The organism is Pararcticibacter amylolyticus (genome assembly GCF_003130405.1).
Taxonomy (GTDB): domain Bacteria; phylum Bacteroidota; class Bacteroidia; order Sphingobacteriales; family Sphingobacteriaceae; genus Arcticibacter; species Arcticibacter amylolyticus.
On sequence record NZ_QEAS01000007.1, the window covers coordinates 272833 to 292961 of the forward strand.

General features: G+C 43.2%; 24 protein-coding genes and 1 pseudogene. 6 read left to right on the forward strand and 19 right to left on the reverse strand.

Annotated elements, in window-relative coordinates:
• Nucleotides 1-130 precede the first annotated feature (130 nt).
• Entirely contained in the window at nucleotides 131-583 is a 453-nt protein-coding gene (locus DDR33_RS10540; RefSeq protein WP_109415734.1) for a hypothetical protein, read from the reverse strand.
• 246 nt (nucleotides 584-829) lie between these two features.
• Between DDR33_RS10540 and DDR33_RS10545 the strand changes: the two genes are divergently transcribed.
• Nucleotides 830-1531, forward strand: a complete 702-nt coding sequence (locus tag DDR33_RS10545) for a DUF92 domain-containing protein (protein WP_158280704.1) — start codon at nucleotides 830-832, stop codon at nucleotides 1529-1531.
• Here DDR33_RS10545 and DDR33_RS10550 read toward each other — a convergent pair.
• Nucleotides 1528-2109 carry a hypothetical protein gene (locus DDR33_RS10550; RefSeq protein ID WP_109415736.1) on the reverse strand — a complete coding sequence of 194 codons (582 nt, stop codon included), beginning with the start codon at nucleotides 2107-2109 and terminating at the stop codon, nucleotides 1528-1530. The two genes, DDR33_RS10545 and DDR33_RS10550, sit on opposite strands and share 4 nt — an antisense overlap.
• Nucleotides 2110-2254: 145 nt before the next feature.
• Between DDR33_RS10550 and DDR33_RS10555 the strand changes: the two genes are divergently transcribed.
• Both DDR33_RS10555 and DDR33_RS10560 read left to right on the forward strand, forming a co-directional pair.
• Entirely contained in the window at nucleotides 2255-4141 is a 1887-nt protein-coding gene (locus DDR33_RS10555) for a M1 family metallopeptidase (RefSeq protein WP_109415737.1), read from the forward strand.
• 62 nt (nucleotides 4142-4203) lie between these two features.
• Nucleotides 4204-4458, forward strand: a complete 255-nt coding sequence (locus tag DDR33_RS10560) for a hypothetical protein (protein ID WP_146198744.1) — start codon at nucleotides 4204-4206, stop codon at nucleotides 4456-4458.
• 530 nt (nucleotides 4459-4988) lie between these two features.
• Here DDR33_RS10560 and DDR33_RS10565 read toward each other — a convergent pair.
• The 10 genes from DDR33_RS10565 to DDR33_RS10610 form a co-directional block, all read right to left on the reverse strand.
• A complete protein-coding gene (locus tag DDR33_RS10565) occupies nucleotides 4989-5288 on the reverse strand; it encodes a winged helix-turn-helix domain-containing protein (protein ID WP_109415739.1) in 300 nt (99 codons plus the stop codon).
• The gene (locus DDR33_RS10570) at nucleotides 5285-5905 is read right to left on the reverse strand and encodes a hypothetical protein (RefSeq protein WP_109415740.1); all 621 of its coding nucleotides are present in this window, start codon (nucleotides 5903-5905) and stop codon (nucleotides 5285-5287) included. Before DDR33_RS10570 ends, DDR33_RS10565 begins: the two co-directional genes overlap by 4 nt.
• A complete protein-coding gene (locus DDR33_RS10575) occupies nucleotides 5902-6267 on the reverse strand; it encodes a hypothetical protein (protein WP_146198745.1) in 366 nt (121 codons plus the stop codon). The genes DDR33_RS10570 and DDR33_RS10575 overlap by 4 nt, the downstream gene beginning before the upstream one ends.
• 425 nt (nucleotides 6268-6692) lie before the next feature.
• A complete protein-coding gene (locus DDR33_RS10580; RefSeq protein WP_109415742.1) occupies nucleotides 6693-7541 on the reverse strand; it encodes an SDR family oxidoreductase in 849 nt (282 codons plus the stop codon).
• A gap of 66 nt (nucleotides 7542-7607) precedes the next feature.
• Nucleotides 7608-8330 carry a pirin family protein gene (locus tag DDR33_RS10585; RefSeq protein WP_109415780.1) on the reverse strand — a complete coding sequence of 241 codons (723 nt, stop codon included), beginning with the start codon at nucleotides 8328-8330 and terminating at the stop codon, nucleotides 7608-7610.
• A 90-nt stretch (nucleotides 8331-8420) separates the two neighbouring features.
• The gene (locus tag DDR33_RS10590) at nucleotides 8421-9011 is read right to left on the reverse strand and encodes a Crp/Fnr family transcriptional regulator (RefSeq protein WP_109415743.1); all 591 of its coding nucleotides are present in this window, start codon (nucleotides 9009-9011) and stop codon (nucleotides 8421-8423) included.
• 61 nt (nucleotides 9012-9072) lie between these two features.
• The gene (locus DDR33_RS10595) at nucleotides 9073-9309 is read right to left on the reverse strand and encodes a hypothetical protein (RefSeq protein WP_109415744.1); all 237 of its coding nucleotides are present in this window, start codon (nucleotides 9307-9309) and stop codon (nucleotides 9073-9075) included.
• 31 nt (nucleotides 9310-9340) lie between these two features.
• Nucleotides 9341-9745, reverse strand: a complete 405-nt coding sequence (locus DDR33_RS10600; RefSeq protein ID WP_109415745.1) for a hypothetical protein — start codon at nucleotides 9743-9745, stop codon at nucleotides 9341-9343.
• Between the two features lie 2 nt (nucleotides 9746-9747).
• Complete coding sequence (locus DDR33_RS10605; RefSeq protein WP_109415746.1) at nucleotides 9748-10293, reverse strand: RNA polymerase sigma factor; 546 nt, start codon at nucleotides 10291-10293, stop codon at nucleotides 9748-9750.
• A gap of 213 nt (nucleotides 10294-10506) precedes the next feature.
• Nucleotides 10507-10716, reverse strand: a complete 210-nt coding sequence (locus DDR33_RS10610) for a hypothetical protein (protein ID WP_146198746.1) — start codon at nucleotides 10714-10716, stop codon at nucleotides 10507-10509.
• A gap of 319 nt (nucleotides 10717-11035) precedes the next feature.
• Here DDR33_RS10610 and DDR33_RS10615 point away from each other — a divergent pair, with 319 nt between their 5' ends.
• The 3 genes from DDR33_RS10615 to DDR33_RS10625 all read left to right on the forward strand — a co-directional run bounded on the left by DDR33_RS10615 (nucleotide 11036) and on the right by DDR33_RS10625 (nucleotide 13560).
• Nucleotides 11036-11557 carry a hypothetical protein gene (locus DDR33_RS10615; protein ID WP_109415748.1) on the forward strand — a complete coding sequence of 174 codons (522 nt, stop codon included), beginning with the start codon at nucleotides 11036-11038 and terminating at the stop codon, nucleotides 11555-11557.
• Between the two features lie 79 nt (nucleotides 11558-11636).
• Nucleotides 11637-12683, forward strand: coding sequence for a glycosyltransferase family protein (locus DDR33_RS10620; protein ID WP_109415749.1), 1047 nt, complete (start codon nucleotides 11637-11639; stop codon nucleotides 12681-12683).
• A gap of 457 nt (nucleotides 12684-13140) precedes the next feature.
• Nucleotides 13141-13560 (forward strand): RNA recognition motif domain-containing protein, encoded by a 420-nt coding sequence (locus DDR33_RS10625; protein WP_109415750.1) that lies wholly within the window; start codon nucleotides 13141-13143, stop codon nucleotides 13558-13560.
• 48 nt (nucleotides 13561-13608) lie between these two features.
• Here DDR33_RS10625 and DDR33_RS10630 read toward each other — a convergent pair whose 3' ends face one another.
• From DDR33_RS10630 to DDR33_RS10660, 7 genes and pseudogenes are all read right to left on the reverse strand, one after another.
• Nucleotides 13609-14727, reverse strand: a complete 1119-nt coding sequence (locus tag DDR33_RS10630; protein ID WP_109415751.1) for an ABC transporter permease — start codon at nucleotides 14725-14727, stop codon at nucleotides 13609-13611.
• Nucleotides 14728-14744: 17 nt separating this feature from the next.
• Nucleotides 14745-15878, reverse strand: a complete 1134-nt coding sequence (locus tag DDR33_RS10635; RefSeq protein ID WP_109415752.1) for an ABC transporter permease — start codon at nucleotides 15876-15878, stop codon at nucleotides 14745-14747.
• Nucleotides 15875-16651 (reverse strand): ABC transporter ATP-binding protein, encoded by a 777-nt coding sequence (locus DDR33_RS10640; RefSeq protein ID WP_109415781.1) that lies wholly within the window; start codon nucleotides 16649-16651, stop codon nucleotides 15875-15877. The genes DDR33_RS10635 and DDR33_RS10640 overlap by 4 nt, the downstream gene beginning before the upstream one ends.
• Nucleotides 16629-17585, reverse strand: coding sequence for an ABC transporter ATP-binding protein (locus DDR33_RS10645; RefSeq protein ID WP_109415753.1), 957 nt, complete (start codon nucleotides 17583-17585; stop codon nucleotides 16629-16631). Before DDR33_RS10645 ends, DDR33_RS10640 begins: the two co-directional genes overlap by 23 nt.
• Complete coding sequence (locus DDR33_RS10650) at nucleotides 17585-18481, reverse strand: HlyD family secretion protein (RefSeq protein WP_109415754.1); 897 nt, start codon at nucleotides 18479-18481, stop codon at nucleotides 17585-17587. Before DDR33_RS10650 ends, DDR33_RS10645 begins: the two co-directional genes overlap by 1 nt.
• A 43-nt stretch (nucleotides 18482-18524) precedes the next feature.
• The gene (locus DDR33_RS10655; RefSeq protein ID WP_202913712.1) at nucleotides 18525-19811 is read right to left on the reverse strand and encodes a TolC family protein; all 1287 of its coding nucleotides are present in this window, start codon (nucleotides 19809-19811) and stop codon (nucleotides 18525-18527) included.
• Nucleotides 19812-19862: 51 nt separating this feature from the next.
• A pseudogene (locus DDR33_RS10660) lies at nucleotides 19863-20129 on the reverse strand (hypothetical protein); the annotation flags it as partial.

The window sequence follows — 20129 nt, forward strand, 5'->3', positions numbered from 1 at the left end:
GTGTTGATTTGAGTTATATTTCAATGTCCAGTAAATACTGCAAGTATAATAAAACAGGTATAATTAAGGAGCAGGCGGCGTAATAAAATATTTCAGGTACCGGTTTCTTAATTATGCAATAACAATAAATTTAAAATACCCGTCTTCTGTTTTGCATTAAGGAAAATTCCTGCAATATGTTTTGGATTTCCTGAAAATGGCGGAGGAGCATGCCGTTCACCCTGTCGGCAACGCCTGAAAAAAGGAGTGCATTATTATACCGGTTAAGGGTTAGCCGTACATATCTGATCCCGGTGTTCAGAATTGCAGGATTGTCTTTTTTGTTCACTGATTCAATGAAAAAGTTCCATAATCTTTCATTTTGTAAAGGGCTTAAAGACGGAAGCTCATATTTGTGATTTGTCCTCAGGAGATAGGTTTTGATCCCGACAATATGTTCACCTCTTATCCATAGGTATTTTGCAAAAGCAGACTTAAGCTCAGGTGCAATAATCTGATCAGTAGCCCTGTCATAAAAATCTGTTTCCAAAACAGAGTGCGACAGCAATTGCTGTACTTTTATTATAAGCCTTTTCTGCTCCATCTTTTTCTATGTTGGGTGAGTACATATTTCGCCGGTAGCGGTTGCTTAATTGTATGACTAACTATAGCAATATAATGCTAATATAGTGAAAAAGGTTTAAAGTTTGATAATTGATTGACTTATACGTAAATATGAGAGATGGGCTTCGGGGTGCTGTCCCGGATCTGGAATTTTACGCTTGTCATAATCCTCTGTAGTGAATATATTTCTTATTATCACAAAGGTTGTATAATTTACAGCCCTGTCATGGAATTCCCGTTATTACTTATTGCAGGTCTTCTTACAGGAGGATTTCTCAGTGCAAGAACACGAAAGCTTACACCAGGCGCCTCGCTTACAGGTGTTGTACTTGCATTAGTCATTTATCTCGGAGCGGGTTATAGCGGCATAGCGATGATGGCAGCTTTTTTTGTATTGGCAACACTGGCAAGCTCCTGGCAACAGAATTTTAAAGAGGGGGCTGGTATTGCAGAAGCCAATAAAGGGCAACGGAATATTAGTCAGGTTCTTGCAAATGCAGGTATGGCCGCAGTCTTTGGAGGATTGAGCTTCGTTAATCCCGAAAATAGTCATTTGTTCAGATTAATGATGGCTGCCGGTTTCGCTTCAGCCACAAGTGATACCTTGTCGTCCGAACTGGGGTCTGTCTATGGGAAGAATTTCTATAACATACTCACATTCAGACGCGATATGCGCGGGAAAGACGGAGTCGTTAGCCTTGAAGGGATGATAGCGGGCGTGCTGGGCGCACTGATCATAGCGCTTATTGGAAGTGACTTAAAGAGCCGGGCGCTGTTTATTATTTGCCTCAGTGGGATATCAGGCAATCTGGCTGATTCTCTTTTAGGAGCGTCTCTGGAAAGAAAAGGAGTGATAGGCAATGATGCCGTAAATTTTCTCAGTACTATGGCAGCCTCCTTACTGGCATTTGCGTTGTCAGCAATCTAAACGATCCTTCCTTCAATTTTGGCAAAGTATCTTGCTATAATAAATCCCTGAATAGCCGAATCAAAGTCTTCGATAGCATCCAGCAGAAGTGCGACGCTTTTTTCATAAACGGCATCGGGCTTGGGATAATGTCCGGAGTTGTGGGGCTGAGAGTGCAGCATCTGCATGCCGGGAGTGATGACTGTCAGCATCTGGACCGGGAAGAAAGATATTTGTTTATAACAAAATCTAACCAGGTCATGATACTCCCATTTTCGTTTGCTTTCCGGAGGTTCCTCGTCAAAAATATCCAGCATATGCCATGATTCAATCTCAAAGGGATCGAGATCATTAATCACCATAATGATCTCCAGCTTGTCTCTCAGCTTTTCTGCAAGCTGATTTAGTTCTGTAGCATAAGGGTTTTGCTTTAACTCTATAATCTCTTCTTCAAGGTCTGACGAAGTGATGGTGGATGCGGTATTAGCCCGTTTGTCATCGCACAAGGCAATCTCAATGCTAAGCTCAAATAAAAGATGACTTGCAACACTTAGCCATTGGCAGGCTTTGACTAAACCGTTTTGATAACGGAACTCCATGCTGATTGCTGTTCGCCGTAAAGGTATAGAACCTTTTTGCAAATGACAATGAAATATTTGTGTTTGTTTTGCTATTTTGTACGGAATTGCAGTTTTTTATGGCTTAAATGCAATATTTGTAGTAGTATTTTAGGGTATTTTCAATATGTTCAGGTATCTCTCTTTCTCTTTTTTGTTGTTTTTCCTGCAGCCTTCAGTCATCATACGCGCGCAAACATTATATCAGCCAAGGGATATTAAGCAGGCTTACAAAGCCCAAACCCGGTCTTCCAACGGAAAGCCCGGAAAAAATTACTGGCAAAACCGGGCGAAATATGATATTGATGTGACCGTGTTGCCTCCGGACAGGATAGTCAGAGGAAAAGAGAAGATAACTTACGTAAACAATAGCCCCGATACGCTTTATAGCATTGTCATTAAATTGATCCTAAACAACCATAAACCAGGCTCCGCGCGTTATGGTGCTGCCGGACGCGATTATCTCACAGAGGGAGTCACCGTTGATGCTTTTGATGTGAATGGCAAGCCGGGCTTATGGAAAGAAGGGATGGGGGAAACTACCAGACAGGCGATTAAGCTTGCCAAGCCGCTTTTTCCTAAAGATTCGCTTACCTGTTCTGTACGCTGGCATTATCCCGTTTCTCTGCAAAGCGGGAGAGAAGGGAGGATTGACAGTACCACTTTTTATCTCGCTTATTTTTATCCAAGAATAGCAGTTTATGATGATTACAACGGCTGGGACCTCACCGAACATACCGGAAGTCCCGAGTTTTATAATGATTTTAATGACTACAGGCTTACGGTGAACGTACCGGCAAATTTTGTTGTTTGGGCTACGGGTGATCTGATGAATCCATCAGAGGTACTGCAGTCCCGCCATTTAGAAAGGCTTGCCCGTTCTTTGGGCACCGATTCCATTGTTCATGTAGCCACCCATAAAGAAATGCTGTCAGAGACGGTAACAGCACAGAACAAACTTAATCAATGGAAATTCCACAGCTCAAATGTCAGTGATGTTGCTTTTGGCGTAAGTAATCATTTTGTATGGGATGCAACAAGCGCAGTAGTTGATGAGAAAACCGGAAGAAGGGCAAGTATGCAGGCTGCCTACGCTGACACTACTTCTTCTTTCAGGGATATGGCGAAATGGGGAGCTTATGCTTTGCACTGGTTTTCGCATAACTGGCCGGGAGTACCTTATCCTTATCCAAAAATGACGGCTTTTCAGGGGGACGCTGATATGGAATACCCGATGATGATTAATGATTCTCCTATTCCGGGTCTTGAAGGAAGAAGGGTGGCTAACCACGAAATTGCTCATACCTGGTTCCCTTTTTACATGGGGACGAATGAAACCCGGTACGCTTTTATGGACGAAGCCTGGGCTACTACGCTCGAATTCCTGATCGCACCTTCTTATATGGACAGGCTTAAGGCAGAAGAAAATTATAAAAGGGTAAGAGTTAGCAAATGGGTGAATAACTCCAGTCAGGCTACTGATCTTCCAATCATTACCCCTTCTTATGAGCTCAAAGAAGCTTATCGTACCAACGCTTATGGGAAACCTTCCCTTGCTTATCTTGCTTTAAAAGATATGCTGGGAGATCAGATGTTTAAGAAATGCTTACACGAATATATGAACCGGTGGAGCGGCAAACATCCGACACCCTGGGATTTCTTCTTTACTTTTAATAATGTTTCAGGAAAGGATCTCAACTGGTTCTGGACTAATTGGTTCTTTTCAAATAATTATATCGATCTTGGATTGGGGGCTGTGAATAAGACAGCATCCGGTTATCTTTTGACGGTGGAAAATCCCGGCGGCTTCGCTGTTCCTTTCGACATCCGGATAAATTATGCGGACGGCAGACAGGATCTTTTTCACCAGGATCCTTCAGCTTGGAAGGAGAATCAACAGAAAATCATTGTAAATCTGAAGATCTCCCGGAAGGTAAAATCCATCACTCTTGACGGAAATGTTTTTATAGATTCTTATCCGGAAAACAATCAATGGATGAATAAAGGAATATAATCGCTGTTTTCTTCATCTTTCCCGGGGATATATTGTTAGATCAATATTAACCTATGAATAAGATGAAGATCAAGTTTTTTCTATTTGCTGTCATGATAAGCTTCATGGTACAGGGCTGTACAAGTTCAGACAGAAATCCCAATGGATATGGTGAGGATGAAAAGGGGGCAGATACATCTGGTTCGATCAGCGGCTTAATGCCTGATAGCTCGGGAACGGCAGATACGGCACAAAATCCAACCCACTTGGATGAGAATAATGACCAACGGGGCACCAGGATCAAAGCTGCTCCTGATTCCGCAGGGCAAAAACGCTGATCACGGGGGGCTAACTTCCGGTTCAATCAACCTGGTATGTATCCTGCATTCAACAGATGTTTTCTCTAAAATCCTGAACACTGGACAGAAGATAAGGTTCAGGGAATTGTGTCAAAGTGAAGGGTTGTAGTATTGTTAATTGTGATTTTTTCTGTATAAAATTAAGCATACCAGTCGTTCAACAAAATGATTTGTATCATAAAATGGAATTTAGACGGATGTTTTAAGTTCTTAAAAAAATAAAAATATTTAAAACAATTGCGGATTTTGTTGTTTTAGGTATTAGGAAACAAAAAAGGGTCGGATAGTGATCCGACCCTACATCTACCTATGAAAAACATACCCTTTGGGAGGGTTATAATTCTTAAGACAAAAAATAAGCCATTGTTGTTCGTTTTGTTAGCCGGTTGTAACACTGTATCTTAGCTTTTTAGATAAAAATTATTCTTGGTAATTTGGGAATAAAAATCCCCCTTTTGGGTAAATAAGTTCACACCGCAGTGGTGGTTTTTCAGCATATCTGAATGTGTTTACTTCTGTTGCTTTATAAGATTTTCAAGCGCTTTAAGATGAAGCTTGAACGCATCCCGGCCTTTATCCGATGCAGCGTAGCTTGTGTTGGGTTTGCGTCCAAGAAAAGTCTTGGTCACAGTGATATATTCTTCTTTTTCCAGGGCCTTTAAGTGCGAAGCGAGGTTGCCATCCGTTACTTTCAGCAGATCCTTCAGTGAATTAAAATCATAGCTGTCATTGGCAACAAGCACGCTCATAATCTGAAGCCTGATGCGGTTCTCAAATGCTTTATCAAAATGTTCTAACGATAATTTCACCTGTCGTATTTAAAGTGCATAACAGAACCGTAGAGTATATGCAGCAGTCCAAAACCGATGGTCCAGAATATCAAGCCGTAGCCGGGCATAAGTGCGGCCAGCAAACCCAATATAATCTCACATATCCCCAGCCATTTTACATCCGGATATGTATAGTGACTTCCGGATACCAGTGCAAGCCCGTAAAATAAAAGACAGGCCGGCGCAATTATCCCGTAATATCCACGATACAGAAGGATAAGGATAAACAGCCCCCCGGCAGCAAGAGGAATCAGAAGGCTCAATAGGAGCTTCCTGCTGACAGGGTTCCATACGGTTTCGCCTTTTTTTCTGGCATTTCTCACGGTGAGCAATATTCCCGTGCCAATTGAAAAGACCAATACAGTTACTGCTACCATAAACAAGCGGAAAATAATTGAATATTCATCAATATAATACTCACGGTATGTGAGTCCGCTCGCTTCATAGTAAACTATTCTGTAGCCTGTATAAGCACCCAGAAGGGCATAGATCCCTGCCATCACCCCGGATAATCCGCTTAGCGAAATGAACTTGGCCGAACGTTCCATAAGGCTCCGGATGGAACTAAGTTCCGAGTAAATATCTTTTTCTTTCATTTAAAAGAACTTTGTTTACCAAAGGAAGATATTTTGTGAAAACTATGCAAGAGTAAATACTTTTTTTCATCCTCTTTTCGCAAGATAACAGAACGCACCAGATGTCGGACATAGACGGAATAGACGACTGAGATCTGAAAAGAACAGGAGGCGGCAGCAATCACCCCATTGAAACTGCCGCTCTGCCTGTTCAGGACAACATTAATGTCGCCCTCTTCCTCTATGTGTGTGTGGTTTTTTCCATTTACCCGGTCCGTGATGACCTCTTTCCCCATGATGGCCGGGGCCGGCATGGTACCTGCTGCGGTAATAGTCGTGGCGTAAATAGGGTCTCTCTTCGTGAACCTGTATGTGACGCACATTATAAACATTATAACTGCGGTAACCAGGAAGGCGGCGGTTAGATACCCATTGGCCGCGGTCCCGGTAATAATATATCTTTTGAGGAACGTAATAATAAGCCTCAATATCGGGTAAATAATAATAGCTTACAGGCACTGGGGCCGGAACTACATATACTGGCCGGCCGACATTTACATCAACACGAACTTGTGCTTTGCTCTCTGCTACAGAACATACTGCAAGAATTATTGAACTATAAAATATGACCTTCTTCATAATGTTATATCTTTTTATTCAAAGAACATTATGGATCATGAAAATAAAATGAAATTCCGGAAGTTTTTTCTTTTTCTTGTGTAGTTGCCTGAAAATGAGTTTTTTAAATGTAGGGTCGCTTCCCTGGTTCCCGCTTTGATACTCAAACTTAGAACACTATAGGCAGCGTTCATCCAATAAATGAATCACTGTTTTCTGTTAAATAGTGCAGCCAGTCACCGGTAGAATAACGCCACTGCAGCAGGGAGGGGATTTTTCTGCTTTTTACAATTTTCCAGCCTCCTGCGGTGCCTGAAAATTCGGGAATTGTGAATCCTCCTGTTTGTGCCGCAAGTGTATAAAAATCTTTTCTCGAAGGATGGTCAGGTGCGCATACATTAAAAGTATGACCGAATAGTTTATTGGTAATGATCTCTTTGGTAATACCTAAGCAGTCATTGAGATGAACAAGATTTACAGGAGCATCGCCATCCGGAACCTGTTTTTTCCCGGAGAGAAATCTTCCCGGATGTCTTCCCGGCCCCACTAAACCAGCGAACCGGAGAATGGTCGTGTGAAAATCTGACTCCTTTTTCAGGAGATTCTCAGCTTCAAGCAAAGCCTTTCCCGACGAGGTTTCCGGAAGGGGCGTGGTGTCTTCGTCTACTTCTGCGTTTTGATCCCCATAAATACTGATGGAACTAATGAACAGCACCTCTTTTACCGGTGACTTCAGGATTCTCTTAATCAGGTTCCTGATCTTCTGAACATATTCTGACGCATCACCTCCTTTCACACCCGGTGGAAAACTGACCAGCAAAACCTCGCATTCGAAGAAGTCATCCTGAGCATTTATTTCATGCTGGCTGACCTCTGCCAGGTAGGGATGTATTCCTTGTCCGGATAAACGTTCCATTTTGTGGATACTTCTGGTTGATCCGTTTACCCTGTAACCCAGGGAGGATAGCAAATGCCCTGCCGGTAATCCATACCATCCGCAGCCAAGGATACTGATAGTGGTTGCCTCTTTATTCTTCATAATGCTCTGCAAAACTGCAAAAAAATAGCCGGTACGAGACCGGCTAAAAAGAAATTCCAGGTTCTGTTAAAGTCTTACTGTCATCGGGACGTCCATCAGCAGGAACTCTGCTTCGGTGTCTGCGGTGATATCCAGTTTATCTGTTTCCCATATTCCTATTCCATCCCGGGCAGACAATGAATGGCCGTTGATGCTGACATTTCCGCTCAGAATAAAAGCGTATACACCGTTATCCTGGTCTTTGATTGTGTACTCTGCTTTTACGCCTGCATCAAAATGGCCAATATGAAACCAGGCATTCTGATGGATCCAGACTCCCTCATCATCGGCAGAAGGAGAGAGGATCTGCTGAAGTTTATTATGTCTGTCTGCCGGATTGAGGCTGATCTGATCATACCTGGGAGTTACGTCCCTTTTGTTCGGAAATACCCAGATTTGCAGAAATTTCACCAGTTGATCGTTGTTCTTATTGTATTCGCTGTGATAGATGCCTGTACCGGCACTCATTACCTGGATATCTCCTTTTTTTATTACCGCGACGTTACCCATGCTATCTTCGTGCTGAAGGTCTCCTTCAAGCGGAATAGAGATGATTTCCATGTTGTCATGCGGATGGCGGCCAAAGCCCTGCTTTGCAGCAACAGTGTCGTCATTAAGTACACGAAGGGCTCCGAAGTGCACGCGGGAAGGATCGTAGTAGCCGCTGAAGCTGAAGGTATGATAGCTGTTAAGCCAGCCGTGATCCGCTTTTCCCCGTGTATCCGCTTTGTGAATTACTGTTTGTGCCATGATCTTTTTGTTTTTGTTTATACAAAAGTAGGTGGTATGGCAGCCCCATTTCATAATGTAGGTTAAGAAAAGGCGGGGTAAAGCAGATCGCTATCTTTTCTTCAGAAGTCCCTTTTTCATTTTGCTCAGGAACTCCGGTGTAATGCCGAGGTATGAGGCGATTTGTTTCTGGGGAAGGGTCTGTATCAGCATGGGATATTTTTTACAGAAGTTGAGATACCGTTCTTCGGCTGTAAAACTCAGACTTTCTGTCAACCTTTGGTAAGTGCTCACCAGTGAATTCTCGGTGATCACCCGGAAGAAGTGCTCAAACTTGGGAACCTTCGTACAGAGTATTTCCTGATTAACTTTTGATAATTGCAGAATGTCGGTGTCTTCGAGCGCCTGTATATTCATCACTCCGGGTTTTTGAGTGATCATGCTGTACATATCACCTATCCACCATCCTGGAGGGGCAAAGTTCAGAACATGTTCAAATCCATTTTTATCCAGTGTAAACCCCCTCAGGCATCCCTTATTTACAAATGAGGAATGTTTACAGATCATTCCTTCCTTTAGAATGAACTGTCGTTTCTTGACTTTACCGGCTTGCAGCAGGTTTACAAAATAATCTTGTTCGTCCCCGGTCAGGTGTATATGCTTTCCGATGTGTTCAAGGATAAGAGTAACTTCAGTATTCATGAATATCTGCCTGCGTATATATCCGCAGGCAGATAAAAATAGTGAAAATCCGTATATCTGTCTAATATTGTGCAGATGTGAACGTTCCCAGCTCTTTACAGTCATATCCGGCAGAATGCAGTGTGCTTTCTACTTTCCTGGGGTTCAGGGCATGATCCGCTTCAATCCTCAGAATAAATTCATCATCAAGAAGATCAAAGTTCCACTTAAAAATTTCCCTGAGAGTGTGAAGATAAGGGCGAACGGATTCCACATGCTGCCTGGTGCTCACATTTGTCTTAAATATTAATATGTCCATAGCTTTCGGAATTAAATGATTATATACAGACTTATTTGTTAGACTCGTCTGGTTCTGTTTTGTTAACGTTTTCCTGATTTTTATAGAAAGAATGACGGAAATTATCTGAAGGCGAATGCCAGCAGTCCATTCTGCGGTACATCTCTTCTTTAAATTTCTCTCTTTCCTCGGCAGTCATGTTTCTCATCTTTTTTCGCATCTCCCTCTTCCACCAGAATGGGCGCCCTCCGCCCGGCCCCTTTCCGCCAAATCCGAAAAGGATTTTTGCCAGAACAAATATTCCCAGAGCCTGCCAGAACGTGATGGTACCGGCGTGTATCGTGCCAGGCAGGATACTGTTCCATAAATACATTATTACGAATCCAAGGGCTGTAAATGCAGCAGCCGCAATTAAAATACCCAGCAGGACTTTTCCTGCATTAAATCGTTTGTTCATAATCAATAAATTAATATCTCATCTCTAAGTACTCTGAGCCGGTTCCGGAGATGCAGTACGGCATATCTTTTCCGCGTAATCAGGGTATTCGTTTTTTCTCCGGTAAGTTCGGCGATATCCGCAAAGGAGAGTCCCTCCAGTTCGTGCCACAGGAATACTTGCCGCTGTTCCGGGGGTAGTTCTTCCAGCGCATCGAAGAACTGTTTCCAGAAAATGGACCGCAGGTATTCTGTTTCGGGAGTATTGCTGTCTGTCATCAGAAATTCTTTCAGGTCAGTTTCGGCTTCGCTGTCATCCTCTTCATCTACCAGCATCTCCGATTTCTTTTTGTGTTTGTCGATGATCCGGTTTCTTGCAACTTTGAAGAGCCACGCGCCGGTTTGCTCTATCGGGCCGGCGTTGACCACCGAACTGAATTGTGTCCAGACATCCTGAAGAATATCCTCTGCATCAGCATCGCTTTTTACTCTTCTGCGAATGAAATTCATCAGGCTTCGGCCATACTCCTTTATGGTTTGTACAATATGGCTTTCGTTTGCTGATGTCATTGCCGCGGAGTTCAATTTGTTTGTTTTTCTATGCAGACGAACTGCACGGAGAAATATTTTAAAGAAAAATAAAAATTATTGATCAGATGTGAATCTTCTCGTTGCAAAGAAAGACGGCGGCATGACAATGGTATGTCAGCAGAGATAAGAAAGAGATAAGAAAAGGAAATTGCGTAAACGGAGGAAGGGGTAACGCCCCTTCCTGATAAGAGATTATCTTGCAGCAGATGAGTCAGTGCCGCTGCTTGTGTCAGGAGAATCTTTCTGAGAGGTGATGTCATACGATGAAGTGTCATTCCTGATTGAATCATGGACCGCATCAAGCGAGTCGGATACTTTGTCACCTGTTTTGTTAGAAGTACAGGAGGCTAGCATGACAGCACATACAATAGCTAATATTCCTGATTTTAAGTTGTTTTTCATGGGCTTTCTGTGTTTAGTAAACGCATCAGTATCTTTTTTTAACATGTGAATGCCACGAATGTTCTGGCGCATTCAGTCTGGTCTCTTTACATGACAAAAAATCACGAAAACGATACGGATAGGTAGGTTGTCGTCCTCTCAATGTCAGAGATGTTTAAATAAGCCAAAAATTTCAAAACTTCTTTTAAATGAAATATTTATTAACTGATCTGTGCGGATTTTTTCCTGTTGGATAAGTGTGTTGGGAAAAGAATACAGATCTGGCATGTTCCTTGTTAGACTGAACTTAGTTTTTTGTACAAACTTAATTGAAATGACTATGAAAACGACAATTAAACTATTGACATCTGCTTGTGCTATAGCTCTGATGCTGATAACGACGCAAAGTAAGGCCCAGGATTCGAAAGCCTGGAGGTTGGGAATTTCCGCTAATCCTGGGGTAGCAATCGATGATGATTGGCACGGATTTGTTTTGGGTGGCGACGTAAGATTACAGAAAGATTTTACAGGTCCGCTTTCCGGTATGTTAACCACCGGCTTTACGCACTTTTTTTTGAAGGACGAGTATAAGGATATACCTGGCGCTGAAGGATACAATGTTATTCCGGTAAAAGTCGGTCTTAAAGGCTTCCTTACGAGAAACTTTTATCTCTCAGGCGAACTTGGAGCCGGTTTTTCAACAAACGAAGGAGCTGAAACTTCATTCGTATGGTCGCCTGCTTTGGGCTGGGCGTTTTCGAATGGACTGGATGTTGGTGTAAAATATGAAGATTTTGCCAAGACCGGTTATCCGCAACAGATCGCTCTGCGTGTAGCCTACGGCTTTAATCTGAGCAAATAGTATTTTTTTACTTATAACAAAAAGGAGGATGCAGGATTGTATCCTCCTTTTTGTTATAAAGAATATTTTACTTTTGTGTATGAAAATCCTTTATGCCATACAGGGCACGGGCAACGGTCATTTGAGCAGAGCTATGGATATCGTTCCATGCCTCAGTCGCAAAGGCGAAGTTGACGTTCTGGTAAGTGGTATTCAGGGAGACCTTCCTTTGCCGTTCCCGATAAAATATAAATTGACAGGCCTTAGTTTTATCTTCGGGAAGTCCGGAGGGGTGGATCTCTGGAAAACCTTTGTTAAAAGCAGCTTAAAACGACTTATAAAAGAAATCAGGGCTCTTCCTGTGGATGAGTATGACCTGGTCATCACTGACTTCGAGCCTGTATCCGCATGGGCCTGTTATATGAAGAATAAGCCTGTCGTCGCCTTAAGTCATCAGTCAGCAGTGCTGGCTCCAGGGACTCCAAAGCCTGAACACCTCGATATGCTGGGGAGGCTTATTCTGAGAAATTATGCCCCTTCCAGCCTTCAGTATGGTTTTCATTTTGAATCCTATAATGAAAATATCTTCACCCCGGTTATCCGTAAGCAGGTCAGGCAACGGATTGTTTCAGATAGAGGCCACTACACGGTTTACTTACCTGCCTATGACGATAAAAGTTTGCTCAAGAGGTTGTCTGCATTTCCGGAAGTGAAATGGGAGGTGTTTTCGAAACACAACAAGCGGGCCTTTAAGTATAAAAACATTGAGATACGCCCTGTCAATAATGAGCAGTTTATCAGCAGCATGTCGAGTAGTTCGGGGGTATTGTGCGGTGCTGGTTTCGAGACTCCCGCAGAGGCGCTGTTTATGGGGAAGAAATTGATGGTGGTGCCCATGAAAAATCAATATGAACAGCATTTAAATGCTGCCGCCCTCGAATCAATGGGAGTGCCGGTCATTAAAAATTTAAAACACCGTCACGATTCGGAGATCCGGGAATGGATTAACAATGGAACTGGAATAACAGTAAATTATCCTGATATTACCCAGGGTATTGTCGACCGGGTGATAGATGAATATATGGATCTGGGCACTGCAGAGTGGAATGTAGAGAATCAGTGCGACTCATTTTTAAAAAGTAAATAAGAAGGGCCGGATAAGATCCGGCCCTACATCTACCTATGAAAAACATACCCTTTGGGAGGGTCCTTAAAGATAGGAAGAAAAAATTAATTTGCTAAACAAAAAGTATCTTTTGTAAAAACAAGATTATGTCTGGGGGGATAATCTGACAAATATATCTGAAGTTTTTTGCCCCTTCGGAAAATATTATCTAACTTGCGGCACTGTTTATGCCCATTATGAGCCTTTATCTGGGTTAGTCAGTGCCAAAAACAAATAAAAAGAGCAATTAGTTAAGATGGGAAGCCATAGCTTTACACATTAAAAAAATATTCATCTATATGTATCGTTTATAGAACAGGGGATTGTGAATAATATATTTCGACCTGACACAATTTATTGAAACAATCAATTTACTTAATAGTATAATAGTATTAAAACAAGAGATGGTCACAACCATCGGGAGATACACACAAACATAATGGTTAAATTATTTGCAGGCGGATTTCCGCGTGATCTGGAAGACCTCGAGCTTAAAGAGATTTTTGAGCAATTTGGAAAGGTAGAGGCTGTTAATATTGTAAGAGACAAGCACACGAAGATTAGCCGGAGGTTCGGATTCGTCGACATGGCGGATGAAGAGGAAGCCAGGAGGGCAGTGGCTAATCTGCACGAAGCCAGCATTGATGACGAAACGATCAGTGTCACATTTGCAGACGACAGGCAAAAGGAGAAAGTAGCTAATAAACGCAGGGGAGCCCAAAAGGTAGATATAAAGAGCCGGCCGAAGTTTAAAGCAAAGACCTATCAGAAGGTGAGCAGACCGGGTGAAGTAACTTATCAAAAGGTTACCCGTCCGGGAGAGGGTATCTCCGGAAGGCGTCCCCGTAAGCGGATCTGACAGGACATTTTAATGACAGGCCATCTTCAGGAAAGCCTGCTGGCATATTTAGTTGGTTTTCCTGTAATTTAGTATCGCCCAGCTGTTTAATGCAATAGTAAAAAACGACAGCTTGATGAGGTGTGGCACAACATCACGGAAATCACTGCCTTTTAGTACGACCATTCGTACCACTTCGATAAGGTAACTTGCCGGATTAAGCCATGAGATTACTTTTGCCCATTCCGGCATGCTGTCTATTGGTGTATAGAGACCTCCCATCAGGATAAAGATCATCATAAAAAAAAACATGATGAGCATTGCCTGCTGCTGCGTTTCGCAGAATGTAGATATCAGCAGCCCGAACCCTAAGAGGGCCAGAAGATATACAGACGTACAGGTAAAAAGAACGAGGAGACTTCCGGCCGGGACAATGCCGTAAACCAAGCGCGCAATTACCAGGCCGATAGTAAAAATGAGGTTTCCCAGTACCCAGAAGGGGATGAGCTTGCCGATGATAAAATGGTGCTTCTTAATGGGAGTAACATTGATTTGTTCCATAGTACCTGCTTCTTTTTCCTTCACTATATTCAGGGCTGAAAGGAATCCGCCAACCATGGTCACCAGGATGGCGAGAATGCCGGGTACCATGAATACATGGTAACTCATTTCCGGGTTGAACCAGTTTGAGGCTGTAATTTCAATGACCTGCTCCCGGTTAAATCTGTCCGGCTGTATCAACTCTGTCAGGATTTTTTCGTTGAATTTTCTGATAATGGAACTGATGTAAGCGCTTCCGAGCCCTGCCTTTACGCCGTTTATCGCATTTACAGCAATAAAGAGTTTATTGCTGTTGTCTCTGATCAGGTTCTTTTCAAATCCTTCCGGGATTTCGAGCAGTACATCTGCTTCATCTTTTTTTACCTGTTCGAGGGCTTCCCGAAAAGAACTGCAGTATCCTGTAAGCTTGAAATATCCTGAGGCTGTAATGTCTTCCAGCAGTTTCTGTGTATAGGGGGAATGGTCATGATCGATTACCACCAGGTTAATATTTTTTATCTCATAATCAGCCGCTAGAGGGATGATAAGAAGCTGGGCTACAGGCATAAAAAAGATCATCATTCTGATTGTTTTGTTTCTGAGGATCTGCCTGAACTCCTTTTGTAGCAAAAATTTTAGCGTGCGCATTGTTTGTGATTAATAGGTCATTCCAACCGGGTTTTAAAACTTTTTAAGCTGATGGTCAGAAGAAATATTGCCATAGCCATCAATATGAGCGTCTCCTTCCACAAAAGAGCGAGTCCGGTTCCCTTGATCATAATAGATTTCACTATAATGTAGTACCATTTTGCCGGGACTATATTGGACAGCACTTGCAGTGGCACCGGCATATTTTCGATCGGAAACATGAATCCGCTGAACATTACCGTAGGGAGCAACATGCCCATAAGCGAAATGGTCATGGCTGCCTGTTGCGTGGCTGTCTTAATAGAGATGAAAATTCCCAGGCTCAGACATGCAGTGATATAAAGCGTGCTTTCTGCGAACAGGAGCAAGATACTGCCATTGACGGGCACATCCAGCAAAAATACACTCAGTAATAAAATGGATACGACATTAATGAGCGATAGGATCAGGTAAGGAATCGTTTTTGAGACAATAACCAGCATGGGTTTGAATGGCGAGACAAGCAATATCTCCATGGTGCCGGTCTCTTTTTCTTTCACAATCGATATGGCAGTCATCATTACGCAGACAAGCATGAGGATTAATGACATCACACCGGGAACAAAAGAATGTGCACCTTTTAGCTGGGGATTATAAAGCATGCGTACCTCGGGAATTATGCTATACGGGACGGAATGGAGCATATTTAACTCTGCCTGGTAGTCTCTGATAATGGATGATGCATAGTTGACCAGCGTGTTTGCTGTATTTGGATCGGAAGCATCCGTGATCAATTGTATCTGTGCACTGTTTCCGTGCGACAGGCTTTCATTAAACTGCGCCGGAAAGATGAGGGCGAGTTTAATAGTCCCTTCTTTAAACGCTGACTCGATTTCCCGGTGGCTCACCAGCCTCCTTTCAATGTCGAAATAATTGCTGGCGGCCATTCTTTCGGTGATCCGGCGGGACGCAGGGTCGTTAGCATAGTCAGAAACTACAATCCGTGTGTTTTTTACTTCGTTGGTCAGTGCGAACCCAAAGATCAGGATCTGCGCTACCGGCATTCCAAATAGGATGAGAAGTGTTTTTCTGTCACGCATTACATGGTAGAACTCCTTCCTGACAAACGAAAAGAACTGCTGGTTAGAAAATTGCCTGCTGATTGATTTCATGCCGCTGGGTTTTTATCTCCTCTCTGAGCGCCTCTGGCTATCTGGTAGAATACTGCGTCCATATCGGGGACATTAAACTGCTGTTTTAAATTAGAGGGGGTATCCAGCGCCTTAATTTTCCCGTCCACCATGATAGATATCCGCTTGCAATATTCCGCTTCATCCATATAATGGGTGGTCACAAAAACCGTGATCCCCCGTTCGGCAGCTTCATAGATCAGGTTCCAGAACTGCCGGCGCGTTACCGGGTCGACTCCGCCGGTCGGTTCATCCAGAAAAACGATTTGAGGATCATGCAGAATGGCGACCGAAAAAGAGAGTTTTTGTTTCCATCCAAGGGGAAGAGATGAAACAAGCTTTTTAGCTTCCCGTTCTAGTCCCAGGTCACCAATAAGTTGCCTGGTCTTGCTTTTCAGTTGTTTGTCTGTCAAGCCATAGATGCCGCCAAAGAAATGAATGTTCTCTGTTACGGTCAGATCTTCATATAAGGAAAACTTCTGGCTCATATACCCGATATTCTTTTTTATCTGTTCCGCTTGTCTGTATACATCGAAGCCCGCTATTCTTGCTTTCCCCGATGTCGGAGCGGAAAGTCCGCATAACATCCTGATGGCTGTTGTTTTTCCCGCTCCGTTTGCTCCCAGAAATCCAAAGATCTCTCCTTTCTGCACATCAAATGTGATCTTGTCTACTGCTACGAAATGAGAAAAGTGTTTGCTTAGCTCTTCTACCTGGATGGTAAGCTGCTGATTATTGTCTGGTTTCTCTTTCATATTCATTTCTTGATAGTAACCTGATAAAACAGTCTTCTATAGTGGGTTTCGTTTCCTTAAGTGTAGCGTCTTTAATGCCCGCCCCGGCAAGGTAAGAGAGGATCTTCTCTTTTTTAGCTTCTTGCAGGTGTCCTTTATCTCGTTTTAGTGCCAGGTGAACATGTTCGCCGAAGGCATAAGCAGCAGAGGCTCCCGGGTATCTGCCAAGTTCTGTGATGAGCCGGTAATAGTTTTCCGCTTTAACAGCATAAAGGAGGTCTGGATAGGAGCTCACAATGGCTTCGGGAGTGTCTACAGATAAAATACTTCCATTTTGGATCAGCGCAATTCTGTCACATAGGGTAGCTTCGTCCATGTAAGGAGTTGAAACGATAATAGTGATGTTTTGCTGTTTCAGCTGCTTCAGCATTTGCCAGAATTCCTTCCTTGAAACCGGATCGACGCCTGTTGTGGGCTCATCCAGAAAAAGTACGGAAGGCTTATGAATTAAGGCACAGCATAAAGCGAGCTTTTGCTTCATTCCCCCCGACAGCTTTCCGGCTCTGCGCGACTTGAAGGGCTCTATCTGTACATAGATGTCGTGGATCAGCGAATAGTTTTCCCGGATACTGCTACCGAAGACAGTAGCAAAGAATTTGAGATTTTCTTCGACAGTAAGATCCTGGTACAGCGAAAATCTGCCGGGCATATATCCGATACAGTTTCGTATCTCCTTAAAGTCCTTCACGACATCGAACCCTTCTACTGTTGCACTCCCGCTATCAGCGAGCATAAGGGTTGTCAGAATTCTGAAAATGCTGGTTTTTCCGGCGCCGTCGGGTCCAATCAGGCCAAATAATTCCCCCTGCTTCACTGCGAAAGAGACTTTGTCTACAGCCAGCTTTTTTTCCTTGCCGTAGGTCTTGGTAATGCTGTGTAAAATAACCGGCTCCATTATAGAAATTTTACTTCACCATACATGCCGATCTTGAGGTAACCATCGTTCCTTACCCGGATCTTTACGGCGTATACCAGGTTAGCCCGCTCGTCTTTCGTTTGGATAGTTTTTGGTGTGAACTCCGCTTTGTCGCTGATCCAGGAAACAATTCCCTCATGCTGCTGGTAGGTATCTGCCGTTTTATCAGTTAAGACCTTTACTTTCTGATGCAGCCTGATATGAGGCAGCTGATCTCCCGTTATATAAGCGCGCAGGGTTAGTGCCGACACATCTGCAATCTTGTAGAGTGGTTTTCCCACGCTGACCACCTCGCTTTTTTCGGCGTACTTCGTTAGGACTGTACCGCTTACGGGGTTTATAATGATGCTTTTTTTGATCTGATCATCAATTTGTTCCACCTGTATTTCCAAGGGAGAGGTCTGACGCTGAATGGAGGTCGTGGTGATGTCCAGCGAAGATCGTTGTGCTGAGATCTGCTTTTTCAACAGATCCACCTGTGCTGATACGTCATCCAGTTGTTTTCGGGTGGCTGCATCAGCTTCTACAAGCTTCGTGAACCTCCTTTGTTCTCTGAGCGCCGTTTGCAGTTGCGACTGAAGGGCTGCCAGTTGTGCATGTGTATCCGGCATCTGTGCAAGTGTGGAAAGGATCTGGCTTCGCAGCTGTTTTTTTCGGAGATACAGTTGCAAAGTATCTATGTATCCTATGTTATCTCCGGCATTTAAACTTTGTCCTTCTTCCAGACTGAATAACTTAAGAGCTCCGGAAGCTTCTGCTGAGATGATCGTTTCCTCCGCTTCAAAAGTTCCGGATGCATCGTATTCGCTTTCCTGATGGCATGATACCAGAAGAGCAATTCCGATGCTTAACATACTTGATTTGTATCTGTTCATTATAATCTTTATTAAAATTTAAGATGTCGTTTTACGGGCAGGTTCAGTTTCCTGCGGTTGTATTATAGTTGTACTGTGCCATCAGCAACTGTATCTGGTGGAGACTGGCGGCTTGCCTGGCCTGGTCTTCTGCATTGATTTCTTTTACATAATCATTAACCGTTATTACACCGTTATCAAGCTGGCTGTTTGCTGTTGTTTTGATGGATGTCCTCAGTTTCACAATCTCTATGTCTGTATTAATCAATTCCCTGAGCCTCGAAATTTCGCTGTTCTGCTGAAGTAAAGATTGCCTGGTATTAAAAACAAAGGTTTCCTGCTCAACCCCCACCAGGGCCTGGTTAATTTCATTGAGTTTCTTTTCTTTCCTGAGTGTGTAGAAATTGGATATCGACCAGTTTAATTTTAGGCCTGCGATATAATAGCCCGACATATCCGGATTAAGCATATTAACGGGGGAGGGCTGGCCGATGCCTCCCTGTACGAACAATGAAAATTTTGGTAATGCATGAATATTCAGCAGGTTACTCTGATAATCGTAAACCTGCTTCCTCGCGGTAAATGACTTCAGTTCCGGGCGGTTGAGCTGGCCGGAGGTGAGTGGTTCTGCTGGTTTTTCTAACCTCACCGAATCATCGAGGGACTGGTTTATAAATGCGGCAAGCATATCAAGGAATGCACGGCGTGCCGACTTAAGTTCGATGTCTTTTTGGGTGGCTTTCAGCATTTCAGCTTTTAATTTATCAAGACTGCTCCTGAATTCGGTTCCATTCTTTATCGAAGCTGTCACTTTATCGATGCCGAGAGAGATATCTTTCTTCGTTAACCCATTCTGGCGAAGCTGTTCTTCCAGCAGGATAACTCCAAAGAACAATTGGTTGATCCTCTCCTTAATCTTATATAGTTCTGCTTCGAGACTTTGCTGTTGAATTTGATTGTTCGCCTCCTGAAGTTTTTTTTGCGCTTTTACAGTGATCAGATCAGTGAGGGCCTGGTTCGCTTCACCGTATAACCTGTACTGATCTTTGTTGAGAACGGGCATATCAAGCCCGGGAAGGTGAACAGGGATCTGTGTGACCCCGGATTGGTACGTTGCCTGGCCATTGATATAGATCTGGGGCAGACTCCCCTTTGAAATATTTTCGAGTGAATAAATATTGCTCTTTTCAATAAGTGAATGCTGCTTCAACAATGGATAATTTTCGCGTGCCCGGGAGTAACATTGTTCAAGACTTAAAACCGGATTCGCCTGCGGGAAAACGATCGAAGGAAATAAGCTCAGTGTTATGTGAAGCAGTATCCTCATTACCTTTGTCTTACGGTTGTTCATTTGATTTTATCATTATGTTTAATCGTTTGATTAACTGTAGTGCAAAAAAATTTAATCGCTGTCCATAATGGCCTTAATCCATTTGGGGAGCACCGTCTTTCTCTCTTCCAGCATGTTGTCAAACGTTTTGGGATTTAAGTCTCCTAATTTCTGTATGAGGGGGCTGGCTATAAAAGGAAATACGGTCATACCTATAATAGTCATGATGAACTGAATCGGATGAATAGGCGTCTTGTTATGATCTTTCGCATATTGCTGATATTGCTTCATAAAATGAGAGGAAAAAATAAAGTCCTTGATATTCATGCGGGTGAGAAG

Bases quoted from the DNA above. Each gene is read 5' to 3' on its own strand.
- DDR33_RS10655 (WP_202913712.1), bottom strand. From the start codon at position 19,811: ATGAACAACCGTAAGACAAAGGTAATGAGGATACTGCTTCACATAACA.
- DDR33_RS10545 (WP_158280704.1), top strand. From the start codon at position 830: ATGGAATTCCCGTTATTACTTATTGCAGGTCTTCTTACAGGAGGATTT.
- DDR33_RS10585 (WP_109415780.1), bottom strand. From the start codon at position 8,330: ATGGCACAAACAGTAATTCACAAAGCGGATACACGGGGAAAAGCGGAT.
- DDR33_RS10620 (WP_109415749.1), top strand. From the start codon at position 11,637: ATGAAAATCCTTTATGCCATACAGGGCACGGGCAACGGTCATTTGAGC.
- DDR33_RS10615 (WP_109415748.1), top strand. From the start codon at position 11,036: ATGAAAACGACAATTAAACTATTGACATCTGCTTGTGCTATAGCTCTG.
- DDR33_RS10640 (WP_109415781.1), bottom strand. From the start codon at position 16,651: ATGAAAGAGAAACCAGACAATAATCAGCAGCTTACCATCCAGGTAGAA.
- DDR33_RS10605 (WP_109415746.1), bottom strand. From the start codon at position 10,293: ATGACATCAGCAAACGAAAGCCATATTGTACAAACCATAAAGGAGTAT.
- DDR33_RS10630 (WP_109415751.1), bottom strand. From the start codon at position 14,727: ATGCGCACGCTAAAATTTTTGCTACAAAAGGAGTTCAGGCAGATCCTC.
- DDR33_RS10645 (WP_109415753.1), bottom strand. From the start codon at position 17,585: ATGGAGCCGGTTATTTTACACAGCATTACCAAGACCTACGGCAAGGAA.
- DDR33_RS10580 (WP_109415742.1), bottom strand. From the start codon at position 7,541: ATGAAGAATAAAGAGGCAACCACTATCAGTATCCTTGGCTGCGGATGG.
- DDR33_RS10540 (WP_109415734.1), bottom strand. From the start codon at position 583: ATGGAGCAGAAAAGGCTTATAATAAAAGTACAGCAATTGCTGTCGCAC.
- DDR33_RS10650 (WP_109415754.1), bottom strand. From the start codon at position 18,481: ATGAACAGATACAAATCAAGTATGTTAAGCATCGGAATTGCTCTTCTG.
- DDR33_RS10555 (WP_109415737.1), top strand. From the start codon at position 2,255: ATGTTCAGGTATCTCTCTTTCTCTTTTTTGTTGTTTTTCCTGCAGCCT.
- DDR33_RS10575 (WP_146198745.1), bottom strand. From the start codon at position 6,267: ATGTGCGTCACATACAGGTTCACGAAGAGAGACCCTATTTACGCCACG.
- DDR33_RS10635 (WP_109415752.1), bottom strand. From the start codon at position 15,878: ATGAAATCAATCAGCAGGCAATTTTCTAACCAGCAGTTCTTTTCGTTT.
- DDR33_RS10610 (WP_146198746.1), bottom strand. From the start codon at position 10,716: ATGAAAAACAACTTAAAATCAGGAATATTAGCTATTGTATGTGCTGTC.
- DDR33_RS10570 (WP_109415740.1), bottom strand. From the start codon at position 5,905: ATGAAAGAAAAAGATATTTACTCGGAACTTAGTTCCATCCGGAGCCTT.
- DDR33_RS10595 (WP_109415744.1), bottom strand. From the start codon at position 9,309: ATGGACATATTAATATTTAAGACAAATGTGAGCACCAGGCAGCATGTG.
- DDR33_RS10600 (WP_109415745.1), bottom strand. From the start codon at position 9,745: ATGAACAAACGATTTAATGCAGGAAAAGTCCTGCTGGGTATTTTAATT.
- DDR33_RS10550 (WP_109415736.1), bottom strand. From the start codon at position 2,109: ATGGAGTTCCGTTATCAAAACGGTTTAGTCAAAGCCTGCCAATGGCTA.
- DDR33_RS10560 (WP_146198744.1), top strand. From the start codon at position 4,204: ATGAAGATCAAGTTTTTTCTATTTGCTGTCATGATAAGCTTCATGGTA.
- DDR33_RS10590 (WP_109415743.1), bottom strand. From the start codon at position 9,011: ATGAATACTGAAGTTACTCTTATCCTTGAACACATCGGAAAGCATATA.
- DDR33_RS10625 (WP_109415750.1), top strand. From the start codon at position 13,141: ATGGTTAAATTATTTGCAGGCGGATTTCCGCGTGATCTGGAAGACCTC.